The 24,568-nt window shown below is 38.8% G+C and carries 19 protein-coding genes; 1 reads left to right on the forward strand and 18 read right to left on the reverse strand.

The window, feature by feature from the left end; genetic code table 11:
• Positions 1-26 precede the first annotated feature (26 nt).
• From MNY66_RS07370 to pth, 17 genes are all read right to left on the reverse strand, one after another.
• Complete coding sequence (locus MNY66_RS07370) at positions 27-2,540, reverse strand: fimbria/pilus outer membrane usher protein (RefSeq protein WP_241501793.1); 2,514 nt, start codon at positions 2,538-2,540, stop codon at positions 27-29.
• A 118-nt stretch (positions 2,541-2,658) separates the two neighbouring features.
• Entirely contained in the window at positions 2,659-3,285 is a 627-nt protein-coding gene (locus tag MNY66_RS07375; RefSeq protein ID WP_241501794.1) for a fimbrial protein, read from the reverse strand.
• Between the two features lie 1,906 nt (positions 3,286-5,191).
• The gene (locus MNY66_RS07380; protein WP_241501795.1) at positions 5,192-5,923 is read right to left on the reverse strand and encodes a class I SAM-dependent methyltransferase; all 732 of its coding nucleotides are present in this window, start codon (positions 5,921-5,923) and stop codon (positions 5,192-5,194) included.
• A 623-nt stretch (positions 5,924-6,546) separates the two neighbouring features.
• Positions 6,547-7,140: a ferric reductase-like transmembrane domain-containing protein gene (locus MNY66_RS07385; protein ID WP_047255951.1), complete on the reverse strand. Its 594-nt coding sequence runs from the start codon at positions 7,138-7,140 to the stop codon at positions 6,547-6,549.
• Positions 7,140-8,147, reverse strand: a complete 1,008-nt coding sequence (gene msrP / locus MNY66_RS07390) for a protein-methionine-sulfoxide reductase catalytic subunit MsrP (RefSeq protein ID WP_047255950.1) — start codon at positions 8,145-8,147, stop codon at positions 7,140-7,142. The genes MNY66_RS07385 and msrP overlap by 1 nt, the downstream gene beginning before the upstream one ends.
• An 88-nt stretch (positions 8,148-8,235) precedes the next feature.
• On the reverse strand, positions 8,236-9,600 hold the full coding sequence (locus MNY66_RS07395) for a heavy metal sensor histidine kinase (protein WP_047255949.1): 1,365 nt from the start codon (positions 9,598-9,600) through the stop codon (positions 8,236-8,238).
• Complete coding sequence (locus tag MNY66_RS07400; RefSeq protein ID WP_047255948.1) at positions 9,597-10,268, reverse strand: heavy metal response regulator transcription factor; 672 nt, start codon at positions 10,266-10,268, stop codon at positions 9,597-9,599. Before MNY66_RS07400 ends, MNY66_RS07395 begins: the two co-directional genes overlap by 4 nt.
• A 207-nt stretch (positions 10,269-10,475) precedes the next feature.
• On the reverse strand, positions 10,476-11,603 hold the full coding sequence (locus MNY66_RS07405; protein ID WP_241501796.1) for a hypothetical protein: 1,128 nt from the start codon (positions 11,601-11,603) through the stop codon (positions 10,476-10,478).
• Positions 11,600-11,863 (reverse strand): PAAR domain-containing protein, encoded by a 264-nt coding sequence (locus tag MNY66_RS07410; RefSeq protein WP_241501797.1) that lies wholly within the window; start codon positions 11,861-11,863, stop codon positions 11,600-11,602. Before MNY66_RS07410 ends, MNY66_RS07405 begins: the two co-directional genes overlap by 4 nt.
• 12 nt (positions 11,864-11,875) lie before the next feature.
• Positions 11,876-12,883 (reverse strand): SEL1-like repeat protein, encoded by a 1,008-nt coding sequence (locus MNY66_RS07415; RefSeq protein WP_241501798.1) that lies wholly within the window; start codon positions 12,881-12,883, stop codon positions 11,876-11,878.
• A 5-nt stretch (positions 12,884-12,888) separates the two neighbouring features.
• Positions 12,889-13,818 (reverse strand): SEL1-like repeat protein, encoded by a 930-nt coding sequence (locus MNY66_RS07420; protein ID WP_241501799.1) that lies wholly within the window; start codon positions 13,816-13,818, stop codon positions 12,889-12,891.
• A 14-nt stretch (positions 13,819-13,832) separates the two neighbouring features.
• Positions 13,833-14,756 (reverse strand): SEL1-like repeat protein, encoded by a 924-nt coding sequence (locus MNY66_RS07425; RefSeq protein ID WP_241501800.1) that lies wholly within the window; start codon positions 14,754-14,756, stop codon positions 13,833-13,835.
• Between the two features lie 14 nt (positions 14,757-14,770).
• Complete coding sequence (locus MNY66_RS07430) at positions 14,771-15,730, reverse strand: SEL1-like repeat protein (RefSeq protein WP_241501801.1); 960 nt, start codon at positions 15,728-15,730, stop codon at positions 14,771-14,773.
• 3 nt (positions 15,731-15,733) lie between these two features.
• Entirely contained in the window at positions 15,734-17,680 is a 1,947-nt protein-coding gene (locus MNY66_RS07435; protein WP_241501802.1) for a phospholipase D-like domain-containing protein, read from the reverse strand.
• 1 nt (position 17,681) lies between these two features.
• Positions 17,682-20,390 carry a DUF2345 domain-containing protein gene (locus tag MNY66_RS07440; RefSeq protein WP_241501803.1) on the reverse strand — a complete coding sequence of 903 codons (2,709 nt, stop codon included), beginning with the start codon at positions 20,388-20,390 and terminating at the stop codon, positions 17,682-17,684.
• A 470-nt stretch (positions 20,391-20,860) separates the two neighbouring features.
• A complete protein-coding gene (ychF, locus tag MNY66_RS07445) occupies positions 20,861-21,952 on the reverse strand; it encodes a redox-regulated ATPase YchF (RefSeq protein ID WP_241501804.1) in 1,092 nt (363 codons plus the stop codon).
• 201 nt (positions 21,953-22,153) lie between these two features.
• Positions 22,154-22,744 (reverse strand): aminoacyl-tRNA hydrolase, encoded by a 591-nt coding sequence (gene pth, locus MNY66_RS07450; protein WP_047255943.1) that lies wholly within the window; start codon positions 22,742-22,744, stop codon positions 22,154-22,156.
• A gap of 354 nt (positions 22,745-23,098) precedes the next feature.
• Between pth and ychH the strand changes: the two genes are divergently transcribed.
• Complete coding sequence (gene ychH / locus MNY66_RS07455) at positions 23,099-23,374, forward strand: stress-induced protein YchH (RefSeq protein WP_047255942.1); 276 nt, start codon at positions 23,099-23,101, stop codon at positions 23,372-23,374.
• A 240-nt stretch (positions 23,375-23,614) separates the two neighbouring features.
• Here the strand turns inward: ychH and prs are convergent, their stop codons facing one another.
• On the reverse strand, positions 23,615-24,562 hold the full coding sequence (prs, locus tag MNY66_RS07460) for a ribose-phosphate diphosphokinase (RefSeq protein ID WP_047255941.1): 948 nt from the start codon (positions 24,560-24,562) through the stop codon (positions 23,615-23,617).
• Between the last annotated feature and the right edge of the window lie 6 nt (positions 24,563-24,568).

Consider the following 24,568-nt stretch of genomic DNA (forward strand, 5'->3'; position numbering starts at 1 on the left):
AAAAACCTCAAAAATAATTATATTTATTACTGTGTGACTTCAGTGCAAACTAAGAATAATGTTTTATCTTCCGACGGAAGCTCATTTGGTAATTTAATTTCGCATTGACTTTCATTTGATTTAATAATAATTGACTCATTAGGAATTAAACCGGCAAGATAGGTATAACCATTCTCCCCAACAATTCCAATATTATGCATTTTACGATTAAATACGTCTATACCAAATGGAGGATGAGATCCATCTTGTAAACTAATAACGGACATCATTTTCTGTCCTGATAGTATTTGAAATTTACGATAGCCTATTGCACCTTCTGTCATTGTTGCTAAATCAACAGTATCTATAACATCTGCATTATTAGGTAGTTGATTTAAATCGATTGAAATTTTATTTCGATAATAATTTCTAACTTCAGGCAATATAGCTTTACCAAATATATTCGAATAAGTTGGTATGCTATATCCCTTAATAGGAATACCTGCAACACCATCGGTATCAACTAAAATTCGGGTATTACCTGCAATTCCCGTCCGATGAAAAGCACCGCCTTGGTTGGTTAATGTCATTCCACCTTGAGCGTTAAAACTAATTGATTTATATTGAGATTGAGTATAACTTGCCGCTAAATTTAATTTAACATTATCAGCATCATAATTTATGAATGTATTTACATTAGCCCTAGAGTCATTACTACCAATATTCAAACGATAATTTAATTTTTCATCAACTCTATTATAGAGACCAACAGTATGGCTCATATAATTATCATCAGATATAAAATTATAATTTAGATTTGATGAGTTTCCCCAAGGAATAGATGCACTAAAGAAAAAACCTTTATCATCATAATTCATGTTGCGGCCTTTATAACCACTAAAATTTAATGAGATATTTTTATAATTAGAAAAATCAATGTATTTAGTCAGTACGAGATCATAACGATAATCACTTTTATCATTATTCCAGTATGTTTTGTAATTATAATTCAAGGTGGTTGAGATTCTGGTATCTCTAAATTGCTTATTTAATGATACAGAATATTGTTCTTTGTTTTTCTTTTGTTGTGTTGAATTATAAACATCAGAATATAAAAAATCTGACATGGAATAAAAATTATTATTATATTTAACTAACGACATGCGAAGCTGGGACTGAATTTCTGCCCATGATTTAATATAGTTGACTCTATAAGCCGTACCTTTATTAGTTTCACTATTTTGTTGTTTGATATTGGCATAATTTTTTGTAATATCAAATGAAATTGCACCAATGTCATATAGATTACGCCCTAAGCCTATAGAAAAAGAGTTGTAATCATGATTATTTAAGCTACCTGCAAATAATGACCAGTTGTTGCTTGCTCCCCATGAAAATTCACCCGAAGCAAATGTAGAACCTATAGTTTGCCTATCATCATTTGAGGGGCGGCCAGTTGAAATTTTATATCGAAAACTGCCCGGTCTTGTTAAGTAAGGAATTGAGGTTGCATTTACTTGGTATTCTTGAACAGAACCATTTTGTTCTTCAATTCTGACATTCAACTCTCCATTAGCATAACTTGGAAGCTCAGTAATGGTAAATGGCCCTGAAGGAACCTGTGTTTGATATAAAACGCGATCATTCTGAGAAATAATAACTAGAGCATTTGAATTTGCAACGCCCGATACTTCGGGAGCATAATCACGCAGATTAGGAGGGATCATATTTTGATCTGTCATCATCGATCCCCCAATAAATCTAAAACTGGAAAATAAATTAGAGTCTAAAAAATCTTCTCCCACTAATAAACGTGATTGAAGGTTTTTTATCGCTCTATAAGCATAAAACTGTGTAAGCTTGGTTGAGTTATTGGCATTTGCATTTTTGCCGTATCCATTAGATGTTTGCCAATTACCTCTTAATCGCCAAGGACCTGAATTGATTCCAACGACACCATTCGCATTGATCAATAAATTTTCTGAGGCTAGGCTATTATCATGCGTAGAACTAATATTCGCATTATAATCGAGCAAAAATCCGGGGATACCTTCATCCCAACGAGAAGAGGGTTCCCAATTTTCCTCTGAATACTCCATAAACATTTTAGGTATGGTTATATAAAGAGTTTGATTACTAAAATCAACTTTGTATGATGCCCCGGGAAGTGAATTAAAATCTAAACATTCTCCATTATGGGTCATTTTTATTTTTTTTAAGGTTTTTTTATCTAAGGTTAATGTTTCAATTGATTCTTCGGGAATGCAAAGAACAGTATTATCCGTATTTTTTTCATCTTGATAAATAGTGAATTTTTGTTCTAATATTTTTAATTGATTGACCTGCCAGTCCATGTTATAGGTGCCTGGCTGGATATAATTAGATTTTGAAAATTTTGACACATCAATATTTTCATTGTCATCTAAATTCAGCATATTAACGCTGAATTTAACATCGTTATCGCCGTGAATATTAGAAGAAAATGTACCTATAAATAAACATACCGCTATAGTTACAAATTTATATTTATAACAAGAGGTATTATTTGGTATGGCTAACATAAGCCTTCCTAGAATCTAAGTATAAATACGCTAATTGCTGTAATTTTAAAACAATTATTATAATAACAAGGCTAATAATATAGTTAGCCTTGTTGTTTTTAGTTATTTATATAATGGATTACTCATAGCTTAAAGTAAAGTTAGCTGTTGCATAGAATTCCCCTGTTTGAATTGAAGGAGTATCTTTTGCATCAGGGATGCCTAATCCTTTAACATAAGAAGTAAAGCCTAATGTATTTGGTCCAGTTTGAAGTTTTTGTGGTGGTAATGATTCACCATTTTTAACGGTAGTATTGTTAGATGCAATAACAATACCTGCACCCATATTTCCTGTTCCATCAAAACCAATCATATCTGAAGTAATTGGGTCACCATTTTCATCTTGTCCACCCATAGCTGCACCATATGAAAAGGTTACACTCACTTTATCACCAACATACTCACCAGGTATTACATCATCTCCATCTTTACGTGCTTCATCAAATGTACAATTAGCTAATTCAATTGCAAATGGCTGAATTGAGCTTTCACCTGTATTATTATTCAGTTGTAAAACTTTACGTGAAATTTGACCAAATTCAACTTCAATAGGGTCTTGGGAAATAACTGTGCATGGTGCATCAATAATATATCCATGAAATTGTACTTTACCTGAACCTTGGCCTTGGTTACCAGCGGCATAAGTGAATGATGTTGCTGCTGCAGTTGTTAACACTGCAATGATAAATTTATTTTTTAATTTCATAATTTAATTCCTGAAGTAATATTTATATAAAATACAATTTGAATTACTAAGTTGTAATTCAAATTGAAAAAGGGGGTGTAATAAGTAGTGATTAACTACTGATTCAGTGTTTTAAATAATTAAGATAAAAATCATGCATATTTACTTTATGATTTAAATGTTAGCTCAATTTTAATCTATTATCACTCTTTTTATGAGTGGTTTCGAGAATTACATTGATTAAATGTTAATTATTTGATGCCAAATTAACTTAATTATTACTTTTGTATATTTGTTTAATAAAGACACTTATTGTTGTATGATCTTGAAATATAATGAACTTATTATATTGATGAAATATTTTGATTATAAATGTCACGATTGATGACATAAGATTAGGTTTATTTAATAATTAAGTAACATCACTTAATCGCATTTGGATTGAATAGAGAAACAATATAGCAGTGGAAAGTAGTTGTTAAGTGTATTTATATGATAATATTTTACTTGTTTTTTTAACTTTAAAATAAGAATTGATTGGTTTTTGTTTTAAATGTGAAATTTCATACTGAAATAATATCTAGAACAATTTAATAGTTTCTTTATCTAACTTACATTTAAATACAAAATACAGTTTTTTTGAAGGTAAATATTTTTATTTGCAACTTTAGTAGAAATAACTACATCACTAGCATGTCATTAATTTGTTATTCTAGGGTTAAATATTATTTTTTTATTTTTGTGATTTAAATTAAAGCTAAAATAGATTTAAATCACATGAGAACCTCATAACTGAGTTGTTTTTTATTCTTTATTAATATATCAAGATGTTATTAGGACATGTGTAAATTATTATGATTATTAATAATAACTTAAGTTACCGTAAAGTTGTAAATGATAATTAAGAGGAGTATTAAAATTTGGTAAGGAATCTTTAAATAGTGATAGTTAGCATGACGTTATTATTAATGAGTTATGCGGTATCATAGAAAAATAATAAGAATTAATACTTATACTGAGGTTTGGGATTTTATTCTTGATGCTGAAAGTAAATAATAATCTAAATTGTATATGAACATGTTTCTATCTTATTAATTAACATAGATAAAATGTTTTTAATTATTGTAAAATAGGCGAATAATTATTCTTTTATCGTAGAGCAGAACAACTAACATTAGCATAAAATGAGCTAGTAAAATTTTTAAGGTTTATGCATCCTATTGTTTATATCTATTCCATGGCTAAATACTGAAATAAATGAGATAAATAAATTATTGGTTTTATTCATGGTTTCGTCTTCATCTGTGGAGTAATAAGTTGTTATATTTAATATATATAGTTTATTGTCTATTTTTTATGATGCTGCTTTTTTCTTTATGGCTACAGTGCAATCCATTGTTCGGTGGATTTTAGGTCACAAGCACCACAGGCGAACATCTGTTTGGCTGAGAGTAACTGCAATTCATTGCGGTTGTTGTTGTCGAAGAATCAATATCTCTTATTGTTGTATTGAAATAATAATTTTATAGATCTGGGAATATGCATCGAACAGAGTAGAAAAGATGAGAAAGCGAGGAGAACGTTACCTTGTTATGAAGCGGTTAAGCCGTATGTTTATGCTAATGTTAGTGTATATTCTGTTTTTTCGGGCGATACAGTAATTATTTAAATCCATAGTTCTGTTTCTAGGCATAGCTACACCGAATTGCCATGTGAACCTCGCTTTTGTATGTTGACCATGCTAAAGAGTTGGCAGTTAATGGATGGGTTCGTACTAGAACCTCGATAGGCTCTGGCACTTCAAACGTTTTTGAACAAGGCTGTTTTTTATACCAGACTATGTTTGATCTAGAGACTAAACAGGTTTAATTGCACATGTCGCGATAAATGTTGGCATGTAATTGTCTATCATAAAACGTGGTTCGGATTAAAATGCCTCATCAAAACCTGTCAGCATAAAACCAGCGGTTAGTTGCCCATTAATTTGATCTGCCAATGTATGACCAAAAACCAGAGCTTCATGGTTAAGTTGTTTCTTTTGAATATCATCAGCATTCAGATCGGTGATATCAGCATAGGGTAAAACGAAACGTGGCTTCATTAGGCCATTAGCCGCTAAATCAGGGTCGCGATCAAAAATAAATACCACAGGATTATAAAAACTACTGAGTAATTTACCGCCCGCCCGAAGAACACGAAAACATTCAAGCCACACCTGACGAATATTCGGCACATAGAGATTGGAAATAGGATGAAAAATTATATCAAATGTCTCATCGGCAAAGGCTGACAAATCCTGCATATCCCCTAAGATGGTTTCTAAAGTCAGATTATCGCGCTTTGCAACCCTTTTATCCAACGCCAATTGTTCCGGTGAAGCATCCAAAACAACTACTTCTGCGCCAGCAGCAGCCAATACGGGGGCTTGTTGTCCTCCTGAAGCAGCAAGACATAGAATACGCAAACCGCGCACATCAGGTAGCCATCCCGCAGGGAGTTTAGTCGGGGTTAAGCGCACTTCCCACTGACCTTTACGGGCAGCCTGAATAACGTCAGTAGAAACAGGGCGCGACCAGTCACAATTTTCACGAGCAAGGCGATCCCAGACAGTTTGGTTGTAACGGTAGATATTATCGGAAGAAAAAGGGGGCATCGTCATTGTTTATCCTTATAAATTAAAATAATTATCAGACAGCAACGCACAGATGATTTTTTATAGTTTGAATTACCAGACAATAGCGGATAGCAGGCAACACGAACAACAAACGACTATGTGCGTTTACTCTTGGTAAATAAATATAAAGTAATGGCACATTAGTTGTTCATTTCGAGAATAACCTCACTGGGGGAATTAGATATAATTAAATATAGTATGAATACAGGTTAACTGTAGCTCTTCAAATGAATTTGTTCAATTACTGATTATAAATATAGCAATATGTGAATATAAAAAATATTGATTTCCTACAGTATGGACGTTTCTTTATCGCCTGGTTTGATATTATTGGCATATTGTGTATTCGATGTCTCAATTTCTAACCCCATTTAAGTCTGAGTATAATGGACTTTTTCTTATTCAACTTTGCAAGTTGTAAGCCAGATAATCTAATTATAGTCGTCTCATTTAAGGGGGAATTGCCATTAATAAGTATATTACATTACGATGGGAAGATGCACAGAAGCAATATCGATGTATAAAATAACAAAGGAGAGGCGCAAAGTTAATTTTACTTTATATCAACGGCATCCTTTGGTTGAATACCGTGATATTTATCTTGTGAGTTATCTCTTTATGCTCCATCTACGATAAATCAAGCTACAACTGATTAGTGCTAAATAAATAAAGGGTTCTGGCGTCAGCGTTTTTAGCGATAAAATAAAGTGGCACAGTACTAATAATAGTGTGGGGTAGAGTAATAAATGAATTTTTTTCCACCACAAGCCTAATCTATTTTTAATAGGGTCTAATGAGCTAATTGCCATTACTAATAGACATAGCCAGCCGATTGCACCAAGTATTAAGTAGACTCGAGAGAAAACTTCTGCAAAAAATAAAGATAAATCATTTATACCAATTTCAAGTACAAGATAACTACTTAAATGGAGTATTGCCCAGACAAAACACCATAATCCCAATAGCTTCCTTACTTCAAACAGTGCGGTAAATTGAAATAAACGTGCTAATAATGGAATTAGCGCAATAAGGATCAGTATGCGTAATGCGCTAATTCCAGTAAAGTGTTGAATATCTTTAGCGGGATCTGCGCCTAGTTGATCCATTCTAATTAAAAAAATCAGCTCAAGTAGAGGTAATAAGGCGATAAGGTGTCCTATTCCTTTAGTGAGCCAAATTAACCACCGATTTTTTTGAGGCATTAAAAGTATCTCCGTAAATCCATATCTTTATATAAACTAGCAACTTGTTCGCCATATCCATTAAATAATAAAGTCGGTTGACGCGAAACGTGACCTAAACCGCCAGAGCCAATAAAACGCTCAGTTGCTTGAGACCAACGGGGATGATTTACATTGGGGTTAACATTGGCATAAAAGCCATATTCGTTAGGTGCTGATAGGTTCCATGTAGTTTCTGGCATTTGTTCAGTCAAGCGGATTTTTACAATGGATTTTATACCTTTAAATCCATATTTCCATGGAACAACTAGGCGAATTGGGGCACCATTTTGGTTGGGTAATGTTTTGCCATATACACCAGTAGCCAGCAATGTCAGTGGATTCATCGCTTCATCTAAACGTAATCCTTCAATATAAGGATAAGGTAAGCCCCCACCGATAAAACGGCTTTTTTGTCCCGGCATTTGTTCAGGGGCATATTGAGTTTCAAACGCGACATATTTCGCTTTACTTGTTGGTTCAACTAGCGCTAATAATTTAGCTAAAGGAAAGCCTATCCACGGAATCGTCATTGACCACGCTTCAACACAACGCATGCGATAAATCCGCTCTTCAAGAGGAAACTTACGATTAATATCATCTAAATTAAGAGTCAATGGACGATTAACTTCACCATCGATAGTTACTTTCCATTCGTCTGTAATTAGCGTATGCGCATTCTCAGCGGGATCGGCTTTACCCAATCCAAATTCATAAAAATTATTATAGCCGATCACCTTATCTTCGGGAGTTAATACCAATGATGATTGGTAGGCTTCCGGCTGGATAAATGTTAGTTGTTTTCTAGGCGTAACCGGCACAGAAGGTGACTCGTCACTGAACCAAGAAAATAAGCCAGCATGGGCTTGGGAGCTAACAGCCAGACCAACCGCGCCGGCACCGAGAGCTTTCAATAATTCCCGGCGTTTCATAAAAAAGACGGATTCAGACGTAACTTGGGATGTTGGAATTTTGGGTGGATTTTTCATTCTGCGCTCCAAAGTAAAATACGAAGACCATTGGTTATACCGTAAGCGCAATAAAAATAACTGACATTAAGATGACAAATTTGTCATCTTAATGAGAAATCGGGAACCGCAGAGTAAGTGTACTAGTACCTGCCTGATGAGCAAAACTGACTTCGCCATTATGTAATTCGACAATAGCTTTAACGATAGATAATCCTAATCCTGTGCCTTCGGTCGTACGTGCATTATCCCCTCGCCAAAAGCGAGTGAAAATTTCAGGATGATCTAACATAGGCTCTCCGTGATTGATCATTCGAATTATAACATGCTCGGACTGCGTTGTTATTTGCGTGGTTACTTGAGTTTTATCTCGAGAATATTTAATCGCATTGGATATTAAGTTAATAAAAACACGGGATAATAGTAAATAATCAGCATAAATAATCACTGGCGATGGGGGACAGTATAATGTAATGTGCTTTTCTTCTGCTGAAGTAGCGAAAAGTTCATAGACCTCGTTAATAATTTCATATACTGAGAGTTCTTCGCGATTCAGTCTAATGTTCTTATTTTCAGCTCGCGCAATAAATAGAGTACTCTGGATCATTTGCGCCAGTTTATCGAGTTCTTCAATATTACTGACAATCACCGCTTCATATTCTGCGACACTTCTTGAACGGCGTAAAATAATTTCATTTTGTACCCTAATTGCATTAATCGGTGTTCTTAGTTCGTGTGCTAAATCATCCGCTAATTGAGTTAGTTTCACAAAATCATGTTTTAATCGTTGTCGCATAATATTCATCGATTCCCCCAGCTCTTTGAGTTCTTGAGGAAGTTGCTCAATATCGATAGGAGTATTGAGAGCGTGAATATCTGTTTTCATAGTGATACGGCTTAGCGATTGAATATCAGAAAGTCCTTTTTTCAGCAGCCATAAGCTGAGTAACCCCATGAGTAATATTGAAAGTACAGAAACGATTAAACTTTGGATCAAATATAAATGAAGAACACCACTACGATCGACGGATACTTTGCCTAACACGACATATAATTGCCCGATAGGTGAATCTGTCTCAAAATAGACGGCCGCAAAAGGTATGCCTTCAGGGGTATGCCAATGGTTAATTGAGTTAATATTTAATTGCTCAAAATTGACTAATCGCAGTGGATAACTATCGAGATATTCGGTATTTGAGCCTACTAAAATATGCCCAGTTGCATCTGTTATCTGGATAATATCTTGGCGCATATCCATCATGCTTTGAAAGTAGGTCGGTAATGTTTGAATATCAATGCCACCAGCAATTAATTTTGCTAATTGATCTGCTCGATTTACCAGTAGCCGATTATCTTGAGAGACTAATTCATTTTCGAGAGAATGGTACAGCATCCATGTCACAATACCTGCATTGATAACCATCAATAGGATAAATAAGCTAATAAGCTTAAAACGTAGCGATCTTTTTTTCATTCTATTGGCTTATTCAGTCGATAGCCCATACCACGAATGGTTTCTATAAGTTTAATATCAAATCCATCGTCGATTTTTTTTCGAAGCCGACGAATAGCAACATCAATGATATTGGTATCACTATCAAAATCAATCCCCCAGACTTCACTGGCGATTAAAGTACGAGGTAATATTTCATCACAACGCAACACAAAAAACAGTAAAAGAGAATACTCTTGGCGGGTAAGAATTATTTTTTTCTCTCCGCGCTCTACATCGTGGCGAGTTAGATCAATTTTAAGATCAGCAATGGTTAATGTAGTTAAAGTAGGCTGATTGATTTTCAATTGATTTTTGACTCGTGCTAATAGCTCAGAAAAAGAAAAAGGTTTAACTAAATAATCATTAGCACCCAATTCTAGCCCTTTAATTCGATCATCAACGGCATCACGTGCAGTGAGACAGATAACCGGAATATTTTTAGAGGTTCGTAATATTTTAAGCACATCCCAGCCATTCATTCCTGGAAGCATGATATCGAGAATAACCAGTTGATAATTATGTTCTAAAGCGAAATAGAGCCCATCGCGACCATCTTCAGCAACATCAACCAGAAAACCCGCTTCCTCTAAGCCTTTTTTTACCCAATTTTGGGTTTTAATATGATCTTCAATTAATAATATTCGCATACTAATCCGATAACGAATTGAATTTGAGTCTATTTTATTTTAATCGAGTTTTGATTGATTTGATAATTAAAAAATGAACAGAGTAAATAGAGTCTACCTATAAAAAGATAATATGCCGATAGCTTAAACGTAAGTATTAACGGTTATAAGGTGGAACACCGCGGGATAAAATAAATTATCGCTCCTTTAGCATATAATAATATCTTACTATATGAGTACCTGTTGTAATAACAGATTATTACCATTTTGGTGAACAATGAGCAGGGGATATTGTTCACCACTTACCAGCGATAATGCCACGCCATGCCTAGCTATTCCTCCTTTCCCTAAAAATAAATCCACATCATAAAAATGCTCAGAAATGCGGGTTACTTTTTGTTGTGCATAACTCTCAATACATTTTCCTTTATTGTTATCACTGACTTCATTATGCCAAACGGCATTTAATTGGCTACCGGCTAATTGAAATTCACACAGTATTTTTAATGCTTCATCGAATGACTTTATATCCGTGGAAATAGGGCGTAATAGCTTGGCTTTAGCTGGCACACGCAAATGCTCATAGAGTTCTTGTGGTGTCAGAAGTAAACACGACGCTTCTTCACTGGCACGAGTATCATCTAAGTGGCATGAAATAATCATGTAAAGTTTAGGCTCAAACGGTTCTTCATAAAGTGCGAGTAGCCATTCACTCAGTGACTCTTGTGGTAAGGGTTGAATGGATTCGATATTTAGCGATAACCGAGTTGCTTCTTCTTGGATAAGGGCTATCCAATCAGTATCTGCCTTTTGAGCTTGCCAATAAAAAGTGATTGGTTGGGTCAATGCATACTGATGATAATACTCCGCTATCGGTGTGAGTAATTCTAAGATAACCTGCTCTTGTTTTTCCCACGAAGGCCGTGATTTCAACCCATCTAGTTTGAGTACATTATCTTTGTTTGGCGGCAATGATAATAACTTGAGCTCATCCTTATTTTCTTCATCAATGTGAGTGAGACGTGAATGAGCCAGTAATCCGAGATGCTTACTTGCCCAATAGCGCCATTCTTGTTGTGCATCATCTAACATATCGGTAAATGATTGATGGTGATAGGAAGTTAACAAATAGACCAGTAACCGTATTGAAAAAATAAGCAAATTAGGTACAACAATAAAAAGCAAAAGAAAGCTAATATTGCCCATATTAGTAGGCAGCATGTTATTTTCTGATAAATAAATACCTACCCCAAATCCGATGGTACCGATGACGGTCATTAAGAATAGCCAAAGTATCAAACGAGGAGATCTTGGTGCAGGCGGATGCTCTAAAGAGGGGATTTTCCAACTCATCATGATTGTTCGCCCGACGATGATAGACTTGCAATAAGCGTACAACCACATTCAGTTTGAAAACCATTCAATGCCGCTTGGCGACCGGATATTAAAATGAGCGTTGAGCCGGGTAAAATGGCATTAACACCGTGCCCTTTTTTAGGGCAATTGACTTTGTCTCCCACTAAAGCAATCGGTTTACCGTACATCACAGAGCCAGAAGCGGAAATCACTTCGCCGCCATGAGTAGTTTTGTCACCTAATCGAACAAGTGCGCGCATGTTAAGATCCTTTTATGGTTTAATCTGTGGTTTCTTATACTCGAACGTGCCATCCCATTCAGGGAGTTCAGCTGGGGGGAGCGGTACGATTTTATTAATGTCGGGGAATTTGGCTGTTTCGTCAGAGGCGTCAATTTCTTTGACTATTGATTCATAACGGGCGGAGCGATCGAGATCTGGTTTAATAGGAATATAATACATCGAGTTTTCCTTTACGTTAGGCTTAAAACCTTCAGCTAATGCCGAAGCTGATGCTCGATAACCATTTCTTACAGCTAACTGATGATATTTCATTCCATTGTCGAACTCCTTATCTACATCTAAATAGTATGTTGCTAAATAATATGCAGCCTTTCCATGTTGTTGCTGTACGGCACAATCTAGCATTTTTTTGCCAATTTCAGGGAAAAAAGCTGGATTGTCTTGCATATTGTCTAGCCTTTTTGAAAGGAAGATATCACCAATGACAAATTGAGCCTCAGGGCTACCTAAATCTGCGGCTTGACGAAAATATGCTAACGCTTTTGTACGATCAGCAGCTACGCCATAACCCGTGTCTAGATAATGCCCCATTTGGTAATAACCATAGCTGATGTTTAATTTAGCCATTTTTCGGATAATATCCCAAACCTCTTGAGCTGCTCCTTTACCTTTAATCGGAGGCACTTTGCCATAACTGATTAAATTACTGAGATTCAGCATCGCTTTAGGATGGTTACGCTCTGCGGCTTTACGGTAAAGCTCGCTAATTTTGGCATAATCACGTTGATATTTATTAATTTTCTCAAGCTCACGGGCTTGTTTAAACCAAATATCCGCTTCCGGATCAACTGGCGGTAGCGTGTCTTTTTCATACACGCAGGTGAAAGTTAAATCGGGTTCTGTTTTTTGAGTCACAGTGACGTCCTTTTTATCCGTCGGGTTACAAGCACTTAGCATTAGCATGCTACAAAGCAATGCACTACATTTAAAAATGCCGCGAGCAACTGATTGATGATGAGATAAAAAGGAGAGATTCATTATCGCTACTGCCCCTCTGCCTGTTTTTTATATTCAAACGTGCCATCCCATTCCGGGAGTTCGGCAGGGGGAAGCGGTACGATTTTATTAATATCGGGGAATTTAGCGTAGGGATTTTTATCTAATTCGTCATGAATTTTCTGGTAGCGCTTAACGCGTTCAGGATCAATTTGTTGCCCTAAATAATCCAGTTCATTTTTTGGGGCGTCGGTATTGAAAACTTTAGATAGCTTATAAGTACTTTTCTGATATCCATATTCAGCGGCTTTTTGATAGTAATATAAGGCTGTGGAGTAATTTTTATCTATATCGTAATCAATCCCAAGGGTATACGCAGATTTAGCATAGCCTTGTTCAGCTGAGCACGCTAGCATAGAACGACCTAAATCTAGCCGATAGGATTGGGGATTAGTGGCATCCATAAAGCGTTGCCCTATCACATATTGTCCATCGGGATTACCCATCACAGCCGCTTTCAGCATATATTTAAATGCAGCTTCGGAATCCTGTTCAACGCCATAACCTTGCTGTAGGTAAGTTCCCATAATGAAATAGCCAAATGGGATATCCATTTTGATTAAGCGCTCTACAATATCAATCACTTCTTGTTGACGAAATTGTCCTTGTGATGGCGTAACTTTACCTTGCGCCAATAAAGCCTGTAGATTTCCCATCGCTTTATAGTGGTTTTTCATGGAGGCTTGGCGATACAGTGAACCGATTTTCACATAATCTTTTTTGCCTTTTTGTTTTTCTAAATGGCGTGCTTCTTTAAACCGCATATCCGCTTCAGAGTCGAGAGGTGGAAAACGATCTTTTTCTTGCGTACAGATAAATTGAAAGTTTTTTAACTGGTTATTTATTTTGCTATTGGCAGAGCAGCCTGATAGCCATATCGCTATCATTATTCCACTCAATGCTCGCCAATACTTCACTTTGCCTATCCCCATTATTGTGGTGCTTTCTTATATTCAAACGTACCGTCCCATTCCAGCAATTCAGCTGGTGGTAGCGGAACAATCTTATTGATATCAGGGAATTTGGCATCGGGATTATTACTTAATTCCTGATCAATCAACTTATAGCGTCTAACACGTTCAGGATCGATTTGTTGCCCCACATAATCAAGTCTATTAGTTGGATCACTAGTATTGAAATTTTTTGCTAATGTATAAGCTCCTATTTCATAGCTATATTCGGCAGATTTTTGAAAAAAGTAAAGTGCCCGTGAGTAGTTACCTTTGTTTTTATAGTTCACTCCTAGGGTATAAGCGGCTTTTGCATATCCCTGCTCAGCAGAGCATGCCAACATGGCTTGTCCTAAATCCAACCGATAGGATTGTGGTTTAGTGGCATCCATAAAACGTAGCCCAATCACATATTGTCCATCTGGATTACCCATCACGGCGGCTTTAAGCATATAGCGGAATGCCGCTTCGGAGTCTTGCTCGATGCCGTACCCTTGTTGCAAGTAAGTGCCCATAATGAAATAGCCAAACGGGATATCCATTTTGATTAAGCGTTCGACAAGGTCAATTACTTCCTGTTGGCGGAATTGACCTTGTGATGGTGTAACTTTACCTTGCGCCAATAAAGTCTGTAGATTTCCCATCGCTTTATAGTGGTTTTTCATGGCGGCTTGACGATATAGTGAACCGATTTTCACATAATCTTTCTTGCCTTTTTGTTTCTCTAAATTCCGAGCTTCCTTAAACCACATATCCGCTTCGGGGTCTAACGGTGGAAAGTGGTCTTTTTCTTGTACACAGGTAAATTGGAAGTTTTTTAACTGGTTATTTATTTTGCTATTGGCAGAGCAGCCTGATAGCCATATCGCTATCATTATTCCACTCAATGCTCGCCAATACTTCACTTTGCCTATCCCCATTATTGTGGTGCTTTCTTATATTCAAAGGTGCCATCCCATTCCGGTAATTCAGCAGGGGGAAGTGGAACGATTTTATCGATATCGGGGAATTTAGCTGTTTCGTCAGAAGCGTCGATTTCGTTGACTATTGATTCATAGCGGGCTGAGCGTTCTTGGTCTGGTTTAACTGCTAGGTAATAGTAATTTTGGGGTGTGGTATTAGGCTCAAATGCTTGATTAAGTTTTGAGGCAGCCCTTCGGAATCCATTTTTGATGGATCGTTGATAATTTGTTAGTGCGTCATCAAAATTTTTATCAACAGTATGTAAGTAAAAAGCTAAATTATATGCTGCTTCTCCGTTTCCTTGATTAGCCGCACATTCGAGCATTTTCTTACCAATTTCAGGGCGATAAGCCGGATTGTCTTTATCGGACAATCGCATAGATATTAGAATGTCACCAATCACACTTTGTGCCTCAGGACTGCCTAAATCCGCTGCTTGGCGAAAATAGGCTAAGGCTTTTGTGCGGTCTGCTATAACTCCATAGCCTGTATCAAGATAGTGCCCCATTTGGTAATAACCATAACTGATGTTTAATTTAGCCATTTTTTGGATAATATCCCAAACCTCTTGAGCTGAACCTTTTCCCTCAATCGGTGGCACCTTACCGTAACTGATTAAATTACTTAAATTAAGCATGGCTTTAGGGTGATTACGCTCTGCGGCTTTACGGTATAGAACACCAATTTGCGTATAATCTCTTTGATATTTATTGACTTTTTCAAGTTCACGAGCTTGTTTAAACCAAATATCCGCTTCCGGATCAACGGGAGGTAATGTGTCTTTTTCATACACGCAGGTGAAGGTTAAATCGGGTTCTGTTTTTTGAGTCATTGCTTTCTCTTTTTCTTCTACAGGTTTGCAGCTAGCAAGTAGCGCTAGAGCACACAGTAATAAACAAGGTTTAATTAGTGACATAATTTAATCCGAATTTTCTAACCCAATTGTTTTATCCTCAAAAGGGATAAGCGGACTTATTGGTTTTTGATTGCTATTTTTAATTTTTGCATTATCGCTACTAATATCAACCCAATTTTTAAATTCTGCCGTCAAATCATTTGATATGTTCCCAGTTCCCTTATGCATCCCCCACAAATGTTCCCGCAGTGGCTTAATAATCGGGAAAATATCTGTATCTTGCAGCACGACGGCAATTTCAGTATCAAATGCCATACTGCGTAAATTGATATTGGCAGAGCCTTGGATTAAAAAGGTGTCATCTACTAAGGTTAGCTTGCTGTGGACATACACCGATTGCCAGCGGTCAGAATCGGGCGAAACCAAGGTACAAATGACGCTCTTAAACCCGTCGATCTCTTCTTCTTGAATATCATCGGGTTCTACAACCTGAATGGGTTTGAGTAAGCTCTCTTGTGTGGAAACCATGATATTTTTAAAGGTGCCATCAAATGCTGCATGCTCACGCATGAGGTCACGGCGGCCTAACGTCTCTAGCATTTTATAGGTTTGGTAACCCCCCACGTGGTTGGAGTCGCCAATCTCTGCTTTCGTGGTGGAGTTCGTCACCACAAACAAATAGAACGGTGGCAGCTTTTCACCTTGCAGTTTAGGGTCGGTTGCAGCGGCCTCTGCAAAGCATTTATTTCGCTCCTCGACCATATTGCGTACATCCCGGCCAATTGACGATAACCGGAAATATTGATTTTCAAAATAGAGATAATTACGTGCATGTTTAACACCATGATCGTAAGATTTTAAAATATCGTATTCGTCATATTCCGGTTGAGTTCGGCAAATTTTACCCGACGTTGGAATTAATGGGTTTCGGGCTAAAAAGGTATAGCGTTCATTGAGTGTATCAATGAACTCAATGGTCGGCGTATATTGGCTGCGCATAAGAGACTTTCTTTGCTCTAACAGCTGAGAACCTTCATTACCCGTTGTAAAAAAACCTTCGGTTTTATTCCATGCGGTGACAAAGTTATCGCTGAGATCGCACAATACTTCGCCATACACACAGTTCGATGTATCTTGCCATGCTGTCGGGCCATCACGCCCTAGCCATGACATATCTTTATGTTGAGTAATTGAGTGTTTATCATCATCCCAATACTGCGAATGCATGTTGTGACCCATCACAAAGCCAATCGCTAATTCAGGATCTTCATAATCAATCAAAACCGCTTTTTGATGGTGAGTAGGAACCACTGCAAGGGCAGCTAAACGTAAACTGAATTCGATGTCATCACTGCCAAATTGGTGTTTGGTTAATTCAGCGACTTTGGTCAAGCGAGATGAGGGGTTATTTATCGCCATCGAGCGTGTACGAACCGACAAATTTTTAATTTGATTGGTTTTCGCACGATGTAACCACGCTTTATCAAATTGGTATTGTTTATCAGATTCATAGTCTAATTTAGCCCCTGCCGCGATAGCCTTTTCCATCGGAAACTCAATTTTTTGCCTTGGCGTGTAATGGGTCGATAATCGCCAGCCGGGTAAACTGGTTTCACCCAGCTTAGCTATCTCATCAAACCACACCAGAATGCGTACCTTCACACCTTCTTTGGCTTTTTGCTCAAGAAGCTCCGCAATATTAGGAAATTGCCCATCTCTAATTCCACTTGAGCGTTCAAAATACATGGATGGCTGAAAGCCCCATGTAATAATCTCAATACTTTTTTTCGCTTTACGAATGGCCTCCGCCACTGCTGCAAAGGTTTGTTTCCCATTCACGAGTGGGGTATATACAAATAAGCTCATGGGGTATTTGGTACGCTCAGGTATCCAACTGGGGGTCATTTGCAGCACCATACACGTTGATACGGGTAAGCGTAATTTTTGTTCGGTTGCCGGAATAGGTAATTGCACTGAGGCGGGGAATCCCCCAAATTGATTTCCTGACATGTTATTTTCTCTTATTCCATTCAGTCATAAATTGGGAAAGTCCGTCACTCCACGCCTGACCTATTCGTGAACTTTCACGCTCTTGGCTTGGTGCACTGGCTCGGAAACCCGCATGTGTTGGTTCATTCAGGCTTTCATCTTGTAGCTCAGAAGGTGGAACATCGATATCGTAACGATCTCCATTCAGTAAACGCAGTTGGTAACTATCTGTGGGAATATCATGGTCAATTTGGACATTACCTTGCGCATCACTCATACCTTTTAAAATCAGTGCTCCATTGGCATACAGCTCATACGGTTCAAACGCACGCGCCTTCATCGGACTCTGCGGAGAGGAGCTCAGTTGAAAGCGCAAGGTTTGTTTTGGCATTGATTGCGGAAACTGTGGATGAGTGACATCCATTGAAGCCGCTCCTTCAACCACCCAGTTTGTGGCTTTGACGGTTTGGTTGCTGGGGCTGCCGTACTCAATCTGCCCGCCTTTTAAACGAATATAAGCACCACCGCAGGTCAGCAATAACTCATCTTTAGCGGCGACGACAGTTTTACCGCCCGTGCTGGTGATGGTCATGTCTTTGAGTGAGGTGAGGTGCATTTCATCGCTTTGTGCTTGGATTTCCACCTTGCCTTTCGCGGCAAAGGCTTTGATACCCAAACTCTGAGCAAACAAGCTGATGGCTTGACCTGCGGCTAAGGTGATTTTTTTACCCACCGAGATATCCGCCTGTTTATTGGCAGTCAGGGTGATGTTTTCGCCGCTGTTAGCCTGTACGGTTTTTGGCGATGTTAGTGCTATCCCTGCGGGAGCGCTGAGTAGCATTGCGGCTTGTTGTAGCTCGTGAATCGATTGGGTCAATAGTGTTTGTTGGGCATTTAAATCGGCAAGCTCCGCTTTTGCCACCTCCGCCGCTTCACGTAGCGAACTGACTAAATTCAGCGCATCATCAAGCTGTTGTTTGGCTTCGCGCATATCCAACTGTTCAGAAGCGGCTTGTGTACGTAAATCGGTACTGATAAACAGCCCTTTCCCTGCTCGAATAGCGCCCCAACTGTCGGTGCGCAGTTCAAAACCGTCACCGCGTTTTTCACGCCCTTGATTAACTAAATGCCCTAAATTGAGTTGGGATTTTCCCCCGTATTCGGTACTGAGCTTGATGTGTTCTTCGCCGCGTTTATCTTCCATACGCAGCTTATTATTGGTTGGGGTACGAATGACATTGCGGGTATTATTTTTGTCAGTGATGTGATCAGGTCGGTAGGAGTCATGTAACGCATGGGCAATGTACGGCCTATCTGGATCGCCTTCATGGAAGGCAATCGCTACTTCCGTTCCTTGGATTAACGGAAAGTGGATGCCGTAGGTATCACCCGCATACGGTTTAGCCAGCCGTACCGGCATACTTTCATAACCTGTCGGCTTCTCATCTCGGTCTGAGTAAAATTTGACCCAATAAAACCCATGTTCATTTTGATGTGCGTAGATATCGTTGGTTTTGACACTGGTAATACGCGCCATCAACGTCCCTGCAATTACTGGGCGAGGCTTTAACGTGGGTCGCCAACACAACACTTCCGTATATGGCGCAGCATCAAATTGAATCACTAATGCATTGCTGCGACTGCCTGAAAAACGCAAACGTGTGATCAATATTTCGGATTGAAAATCGGTAGGTAACGTAGAAGGCAGTTGATTATCAGTAATTTTGAGGATCATTAACGGCGTCAGGGCAGGTGAATTACTTTTGCCTCGTAGCATTGTTTGACTTGCCAGAAAACGCTCATGATCTAAGCGTGACCAAAAGTGCGCAGACTCCACTTCGGGTTGGTATTTATCGCCGCGTTCAAGGTGGCGGGCCTGATAATGGTACACATCCCCGTAGTTAATATCATCGCCATCGCCTCGGGTCATATCGGTTTCAACAGACTGTAAAATTTGCGTGGCTTGGCGGTGATTGTAATCTTTGGTGGTGACACTGCGCTCCACTACTTGATGACGTAATGACAGCCCCCATACACTTTCTACGCCATTGTCATTCATGCCGGAGGGGCTATTTAGTGGTAATTGCAGGTCATACACATAGGCACGCTGGCTATCCCCAAAATGAATAATCTCGGTCTTTGTGTCAGCTTGAAGACTAAAGGAATAGAAAATCCCCACTTCACTCAATAAGCGCTCAATAAATTGCCAATCACTTTCATTAATTTGGTTAATTTGCTCCCGCTTGGGATATTTATGCTGTAAATGAAACTCAAATTCCCAGCCCTGAATTTGGTGTTCACGTAAGATAAGCTCAATCACTTCGGGTACGGATTGATTGAGAAAAAACCGATGTGAGCGCATTTGATGGCGTAATAGCGAAACAAACGGTTCGATGACAATTTGGTACTGGGCTTCATCGGCAGAGCCTGACCGCCGTTTAAAGTGAGTTATTACGCCATGAATACGTTTTTGAGGCTCATTCAATGTACTTAAGGCGGCTAATGGGGTGGTCGGTGATGAAAAGGTAAAATGGGCGGTGCGGCGAAGAAAGTGTTGCGCTTGCAGGTTTTTATCTGGGGACGTAAAAGTAATTTGATAACGATAGGTTTCACTAATCGCTTCTCGCCCGATGAAAGACTCAACATCTAATCGCGTATGGCAGTCTTGAATAGCCAGTTGATAACGGTTATGGGATTGAAGCGGTTTGGTGACAGTTTCGAATAAGCTCATGTCGTTTTCCTTTCAGGTAATTCGTGGCAACCGGAAATAAAACGCATGTGCTATGTGTCAGATTACCCACGTCAATATTAGACTATTTGCCTTAAGTTAACAGATTATGACTAATAAAAACAAACTTATCGTTATATTAATTTTATATGCAGGATATAAAAGATATTTATCTGGATGAGGTGGTGTGCTTATGATGTTTTATAAACTGTCATATTTTAATAAAATGAGAGGGTAGTAATTGGTTTATTGACCGCTCAGCGACATCAGCGACAGTGGAATAGTGGAATAGTGGAATAGTGGAATAGTGGAATAGTGGAATAGTGGAATAGTGAAATAGTGAAATAGTGAAATAGTGAAATAGTGGAATTTTATGATACCCAGTGAGACAAAAAACAGCATGAAAATAGGCCAATCTCATGCTGTTTTTTGGGTATGATATTTGCTGAGGTAACGCGAAACTAAACGATAGGCTACACGTTAAATAAAAAGTTCAGAACGTCGCCGTCTTGGACAATATATTCTTTACCTTCGGCACGCATTCTGCCGGCTTCTTTTGCACCTTGTTCACCGCGGTATTTGATAAAATCATCAAATGCGATAGTTTGGGCGCGGATAAAGCCTTTCTCGAAATCGGTGTGGATTTTTCCTGCTGCTTGTGGGGCTGTTGCACCGACAGGAATGGTCCACGCACGCACTTCTTTAACACCCGCGGTAAAGTAGGTTTGTAAGTTTAACAGCTCATAACCGGCACGGATAACACGGTTTAATCCCGGTTCTTCAATACCTAACTCAGCCATGAATTCATCGCGGTCGGCATCGTCTAACTCGGCAATATCTGATTCAACCGCAGCACAGACGGGGACTACAACTGAGCCTTCAGAAGAGGCAATAGCACGCACGGTATCAAGATAAGGGTTATTTTCAAAACCATCTTCATTGACGTTAGCGATGTACATGGTTGGTTTCAAGGTTAAGAAACTCAGATAGCGGATAGCCGCTTTATCTTCATCGCTTAAATCTAATGTACGTAACATGCCGGCATTTTCTAAATGTGGTAAACATTTTTCTAATGCTTCTAATTCGGCTTTGGCGTCTTTATCGCCGCCTTTAGCTCGTTTTTGTACGCGGTGAATTGCGCGTTCACAAGTATCTAAATCGGCTAATGCCAGTTCAGTATTGATAACTTCAATATCATCAGCGGGATCAACATGGCCAGCAACGTGAATGATATTGTCATTTTCAAAACAACGCACAACGTGGCCGATAGCTTCGGTTTCACGGATGTTGGTCAGGAACTGGTTACCTAAACCTTCACCTTTAGAGGCGCCTTTAACTAAACCTGCAATATCGACAAACTCCATCGTCGTCGGTAATACACGCTGTGGATTAACAATTTCAGCTAACTGATCAAGACGAGGATCAGGCATTGGCACCACGCCTGTATTCGGTTCGATAGTACAGAAAGGGAAGTTGGCTGCTTCGATGCCGGCTTTGGTCAACGCATTAAACAGCGTGGATTTACCCACATTAGGCAGACCAACGATACCGCATTTAAATCCCATAAGTTTGTCACCTTAGAAAAATAGAGAGGGCAGAGTTTTCTGCCCGTGGTTATGTTTAAACTCTTTGTACTGCAAATTGGGGCTGATTATACACAAAAATTCGCTATTCTCGAATACCGATCTTTTTGAGCCGCTAGGTGTAGAATATTCAGTAGGTTAACGGGTAGTACTCATGTTCAGGGTGTTTTATACGCTAGTTTACTATGCACCCGCTTTAAAGCTATGTAAGCGATTAATGGCTTTATCTATTCCATCCTGTAATAGAATGTCGGTACAACGTATAGACTCATCAATCGCATCGTCAATTAATGTTTGCTCGGAGGCAGGGGGCTTGCCTAATACAAAACCAACCACTTTGTTTTTATCCCCAGGATGGCCAATACCAATGCGTAAGCGATAAAAGTTAGGATTATTGCCAAATTTATTCTGAATATCTTTTAAGCCGTTATGGCCACCATTACTGCCCGCCAATTTCATTTTTGCCACTCCCGGCGGTAAATCGAGTTCGTCATGGGCAACTAAAATTTCATCGGGATTAACGCGATAAAAATTGGCCATCGCTAATACTGATTTGCCGCTTAAGTTCATAAAAGTGGTGGGAACCAGTAAACGCACATCTTGGCCGCACAGGTTGATACGTGCAGTATAGCCAAAAAATTTACTCTCTTCTTTTAAGCGCTGATTATGGCGTGCCGCCAGTTGATCTACATACCATGCGCCAGCATTGTGGCGAGTTTGCGCATATTCTGCACCGGGGTTAGCTAACCCGACAATTAGTTTTATGTTACTCACTGTTATTAAATCACTATTTTGCAGTTGTGGGCGTTAGCTCTAGTTTACCTCGCATTAGAGCGAAGTTCAAAATAGCTGTCATCTAGTGGCGGAATATTGGGAGGAAGATAGTTACTTGGGAAATCATTTTTGGCTGAATAGTTTGATAATAATGATGCTTTAGTATCAAAAATAGACCAAATATAGCATTGAAAATTTATTGCTTGTGAGCACCATCGCAAACCTTATTTATTTTGTGGTTATAATGTAATCAGGTAAAAGATTATTTTTGACTATTACGTTAAACATTACGTTAAACGTGGCATTAAATATGACGTTAAATTTTCCTTTAGGCTGATGGGCAGGAGGTAAAGTATGAAACGTAAAACGGCGTTCATATTAGGTAATTTACTCATGGGCTGTGGTTTAGTGGCGATGATAGGCAGTATTGCCGTGAATTTAGCCTCACATGTATTTGATATGGGTTGGTCTGAGCTAATTACCAACGGCTCATTATTTGGTTTGTTTATTGGCGCGATGGTGTGGTTACTTGGCGCTAAAATCGGTGGGCGAGAAACAGTAAGTGATCGTTATTGGTGGTTAAAAAATCATGATGATAAGTATCGTCGCGATAAACATCGCTATCTATAAATATAATTTATGAATTACGTTATGCGTTTTAGACAATTATGCTCATTGAACGCGCCTTAGTGAGCCGATGAATGCGTTGAGAGATAGACAATAAAAACCGCTAAGTTATAACTTAGCGGTTTTTTATTGGACATTCTCACGCAATTAACACTCTGCCTATAATTCACGATAAAAACCTCGTATTAGACAGCTGAACTTAGCGACACTTGCGCGAGATGACCTGCGCTAGAGTGTCAGTTCTTAGTGCTCAAACATCGCTGAGATTGACTCTTCATTGCTGATGCGGCGAATGGCCTCAGCTAACATACCCGAAAGAGTCAATGTACGAACTTTGTTTAGTGCTTTTATTTCAGGAGAAAGAGGAATGGTGTCACAGACAATCACTTCATCGATCACTGAGTTTTTAATGTTTTCAACAGCATTACCAGAGAAAATAGGGTGAGTTGCGTAAGCAAATACACGTTTAGCACCACGTTCTTTCAATGCTTCAGCCGCTTTACACAGCGTGCCACCGGTGTCTATCATGTCATCTACTAAAATGCAGTCACGGCCTGAAACGTCACCGATAATATGCATAACTTGAGAAACGTTTGCGCGAGGGCGGCGTTTATCAATGATAGCCATATCAGTATCGTTTAGCAGTTTAGCGATTGCACGAGCGCGAACAACACCACCAATATCAGGGGAAACAACGATAGGGTTTTCCAGATTTTTCTGGAGCATATCTTCCAGCAAGATTGGGCTACCGAATACGTTATCTACAGGTACATCAAAGAATCCCTGAATTTGTTCAGCATGTAGGTCAACGGTTAAAACACGGTCAACACCAACGCTGGATAAGAAATCGGCAACAACTTTAGCGGTGATTGGTACACGGGCAGAACGTACGCGACGATCCTGTCTTGCATAACCGAAGTAAGGGATAACAGCGGTAATACGACCAGCAGATGCACGGCGCAATGCATCAACCATAACAACAAGTTCCATCAAATTGTCGTTAGTTGGTGCACAGGTTGACTGAATGATAAAAATATCACCACCGCGAACATTTTCATTAATTTGAACACTGACTTCACCGTCGCTAAAACGACCGACAGCCGCGTCTCCAAGATTAGTATAAAGGCGGTTTGCAACACGTTGTGCTAGTTCCGGTGTAGCGTTACCAGCAAAAAGCTTCATATCGGGCACGAGAAA

Origin of the sequence: Moellerella wisconsensis (assembly GCF_022592395.1) — a bacterium.
GTDB classification, from domain to species: Bacteria; Pseudomonadota; Gammaproteobacteria; order Enterobacterales; family Enterobacteriaceae; genus Moellerella; species Moellerella wisconsensis.

Bases quoted from the DNA above. Each gene is read 5' to 3' on its own strand.
- MNY66_RS07370 (WP_241501793.1), bottom strand. From the start codon at position 2,540: ATGTTAGCCATACCAAATAATACCTCTTGTTATAAATATAAATTTGTA.
- MNY66_RS07375 (WP_241501794.1), bottom strand. From the start codon at position 3,285: ATGAAATTAAAAAATAAATTTATCATTGCAGTGTTAACAACTGCAGCA.
- MNY66_RS07380 (WP_241501795.1), bottom strand. From the start codon at position 5,923: ATGACGATGCCCCCTTTTTCTTCCGATAATATCTACCGTTACAACCAA.
- MNY66_RS07385 (WP_047255951.1), bottom strand. From the start codon at position 7,140: ATGCCTCAAAAAAATCGGTGGTTAATTTGGCTCACTAAAGGAATAGGA.
- msrP (WP_047255950.1), bottom strand. From the start codon at position 8,147: ATGAAAAATCCACCCAAAATTCCAACATCCCAAGTTACGTCTGAATCC.
- MNY66_RS07395 (WP_047255949.1), bottom strand. From the start codon at position 9,600: ATGAAAAAAAGATCGCTACGTTTTAAGCTTATTAGCTTATTTATCCTA.
- MNY66_RS07400 (WP_047255948.1), bottom strand. From the start codon at position 10,268: ATGCGAATATTATTAATTGAAGATCATATTAAAACCCAAAATTGGGTA.
- MNY66_RS07405 (WP_241501796.1), bottom strand. From the start codon at position 11,603: ATGATGAGTTGGAAAATCCCCTCTTTAGAGCATCCGCCTGCACCAAGA.
- MNY66_RS07410 (WP_241501797.1), bottom strand. From the start codon at position 11,863: ATGCGCGCACTTGTTCGATTAGGTGACAAAACTACTCATGGCGGCGAA.
- MNY66_RS07415 (WP_241501798.1), bottom strand. From the start codon at position 12,883: ATGAATCTCTCCTTTTTATCTCATCATCAATCAGTTGCTCGCGGCATT.
- MNY66_RS07430 (WP_241501801.1), bottom strand. From the start codon at position 15,730: ATGTCACTAATTAAACCTTGTTTATTACTGTGTGCTCTAGCGCTACTT.
- MNY66_RS07435 (WP_241501802.1), bottom strand. From the start codon at position 17,680: ATGTCAGGAAATCAATTTGGGGGATTCCCCGCCTCAGTGCAATTACCT.
- MNY66_RS07440 (WP_241501803.1), bottom strand. From the start codon at position 20,390: ATGAGCTTATTCGAAACTGTCACCAAACCGCTTCAATCCCATAACCGT.
- ychF (WP_241501804.1), bottom strand. From the start codon at position 21,952: ATGGGATTTAAATGCGGTATCGTTGGTCTGCCTAATGTGGGTAAATCC.
- ychH (WP_047255942.1), top strand. From the start codon at position 23,099: ATGAAACGTAAAACGGCGTTCATATTAGGTAATTTACTCATGGGCTGT.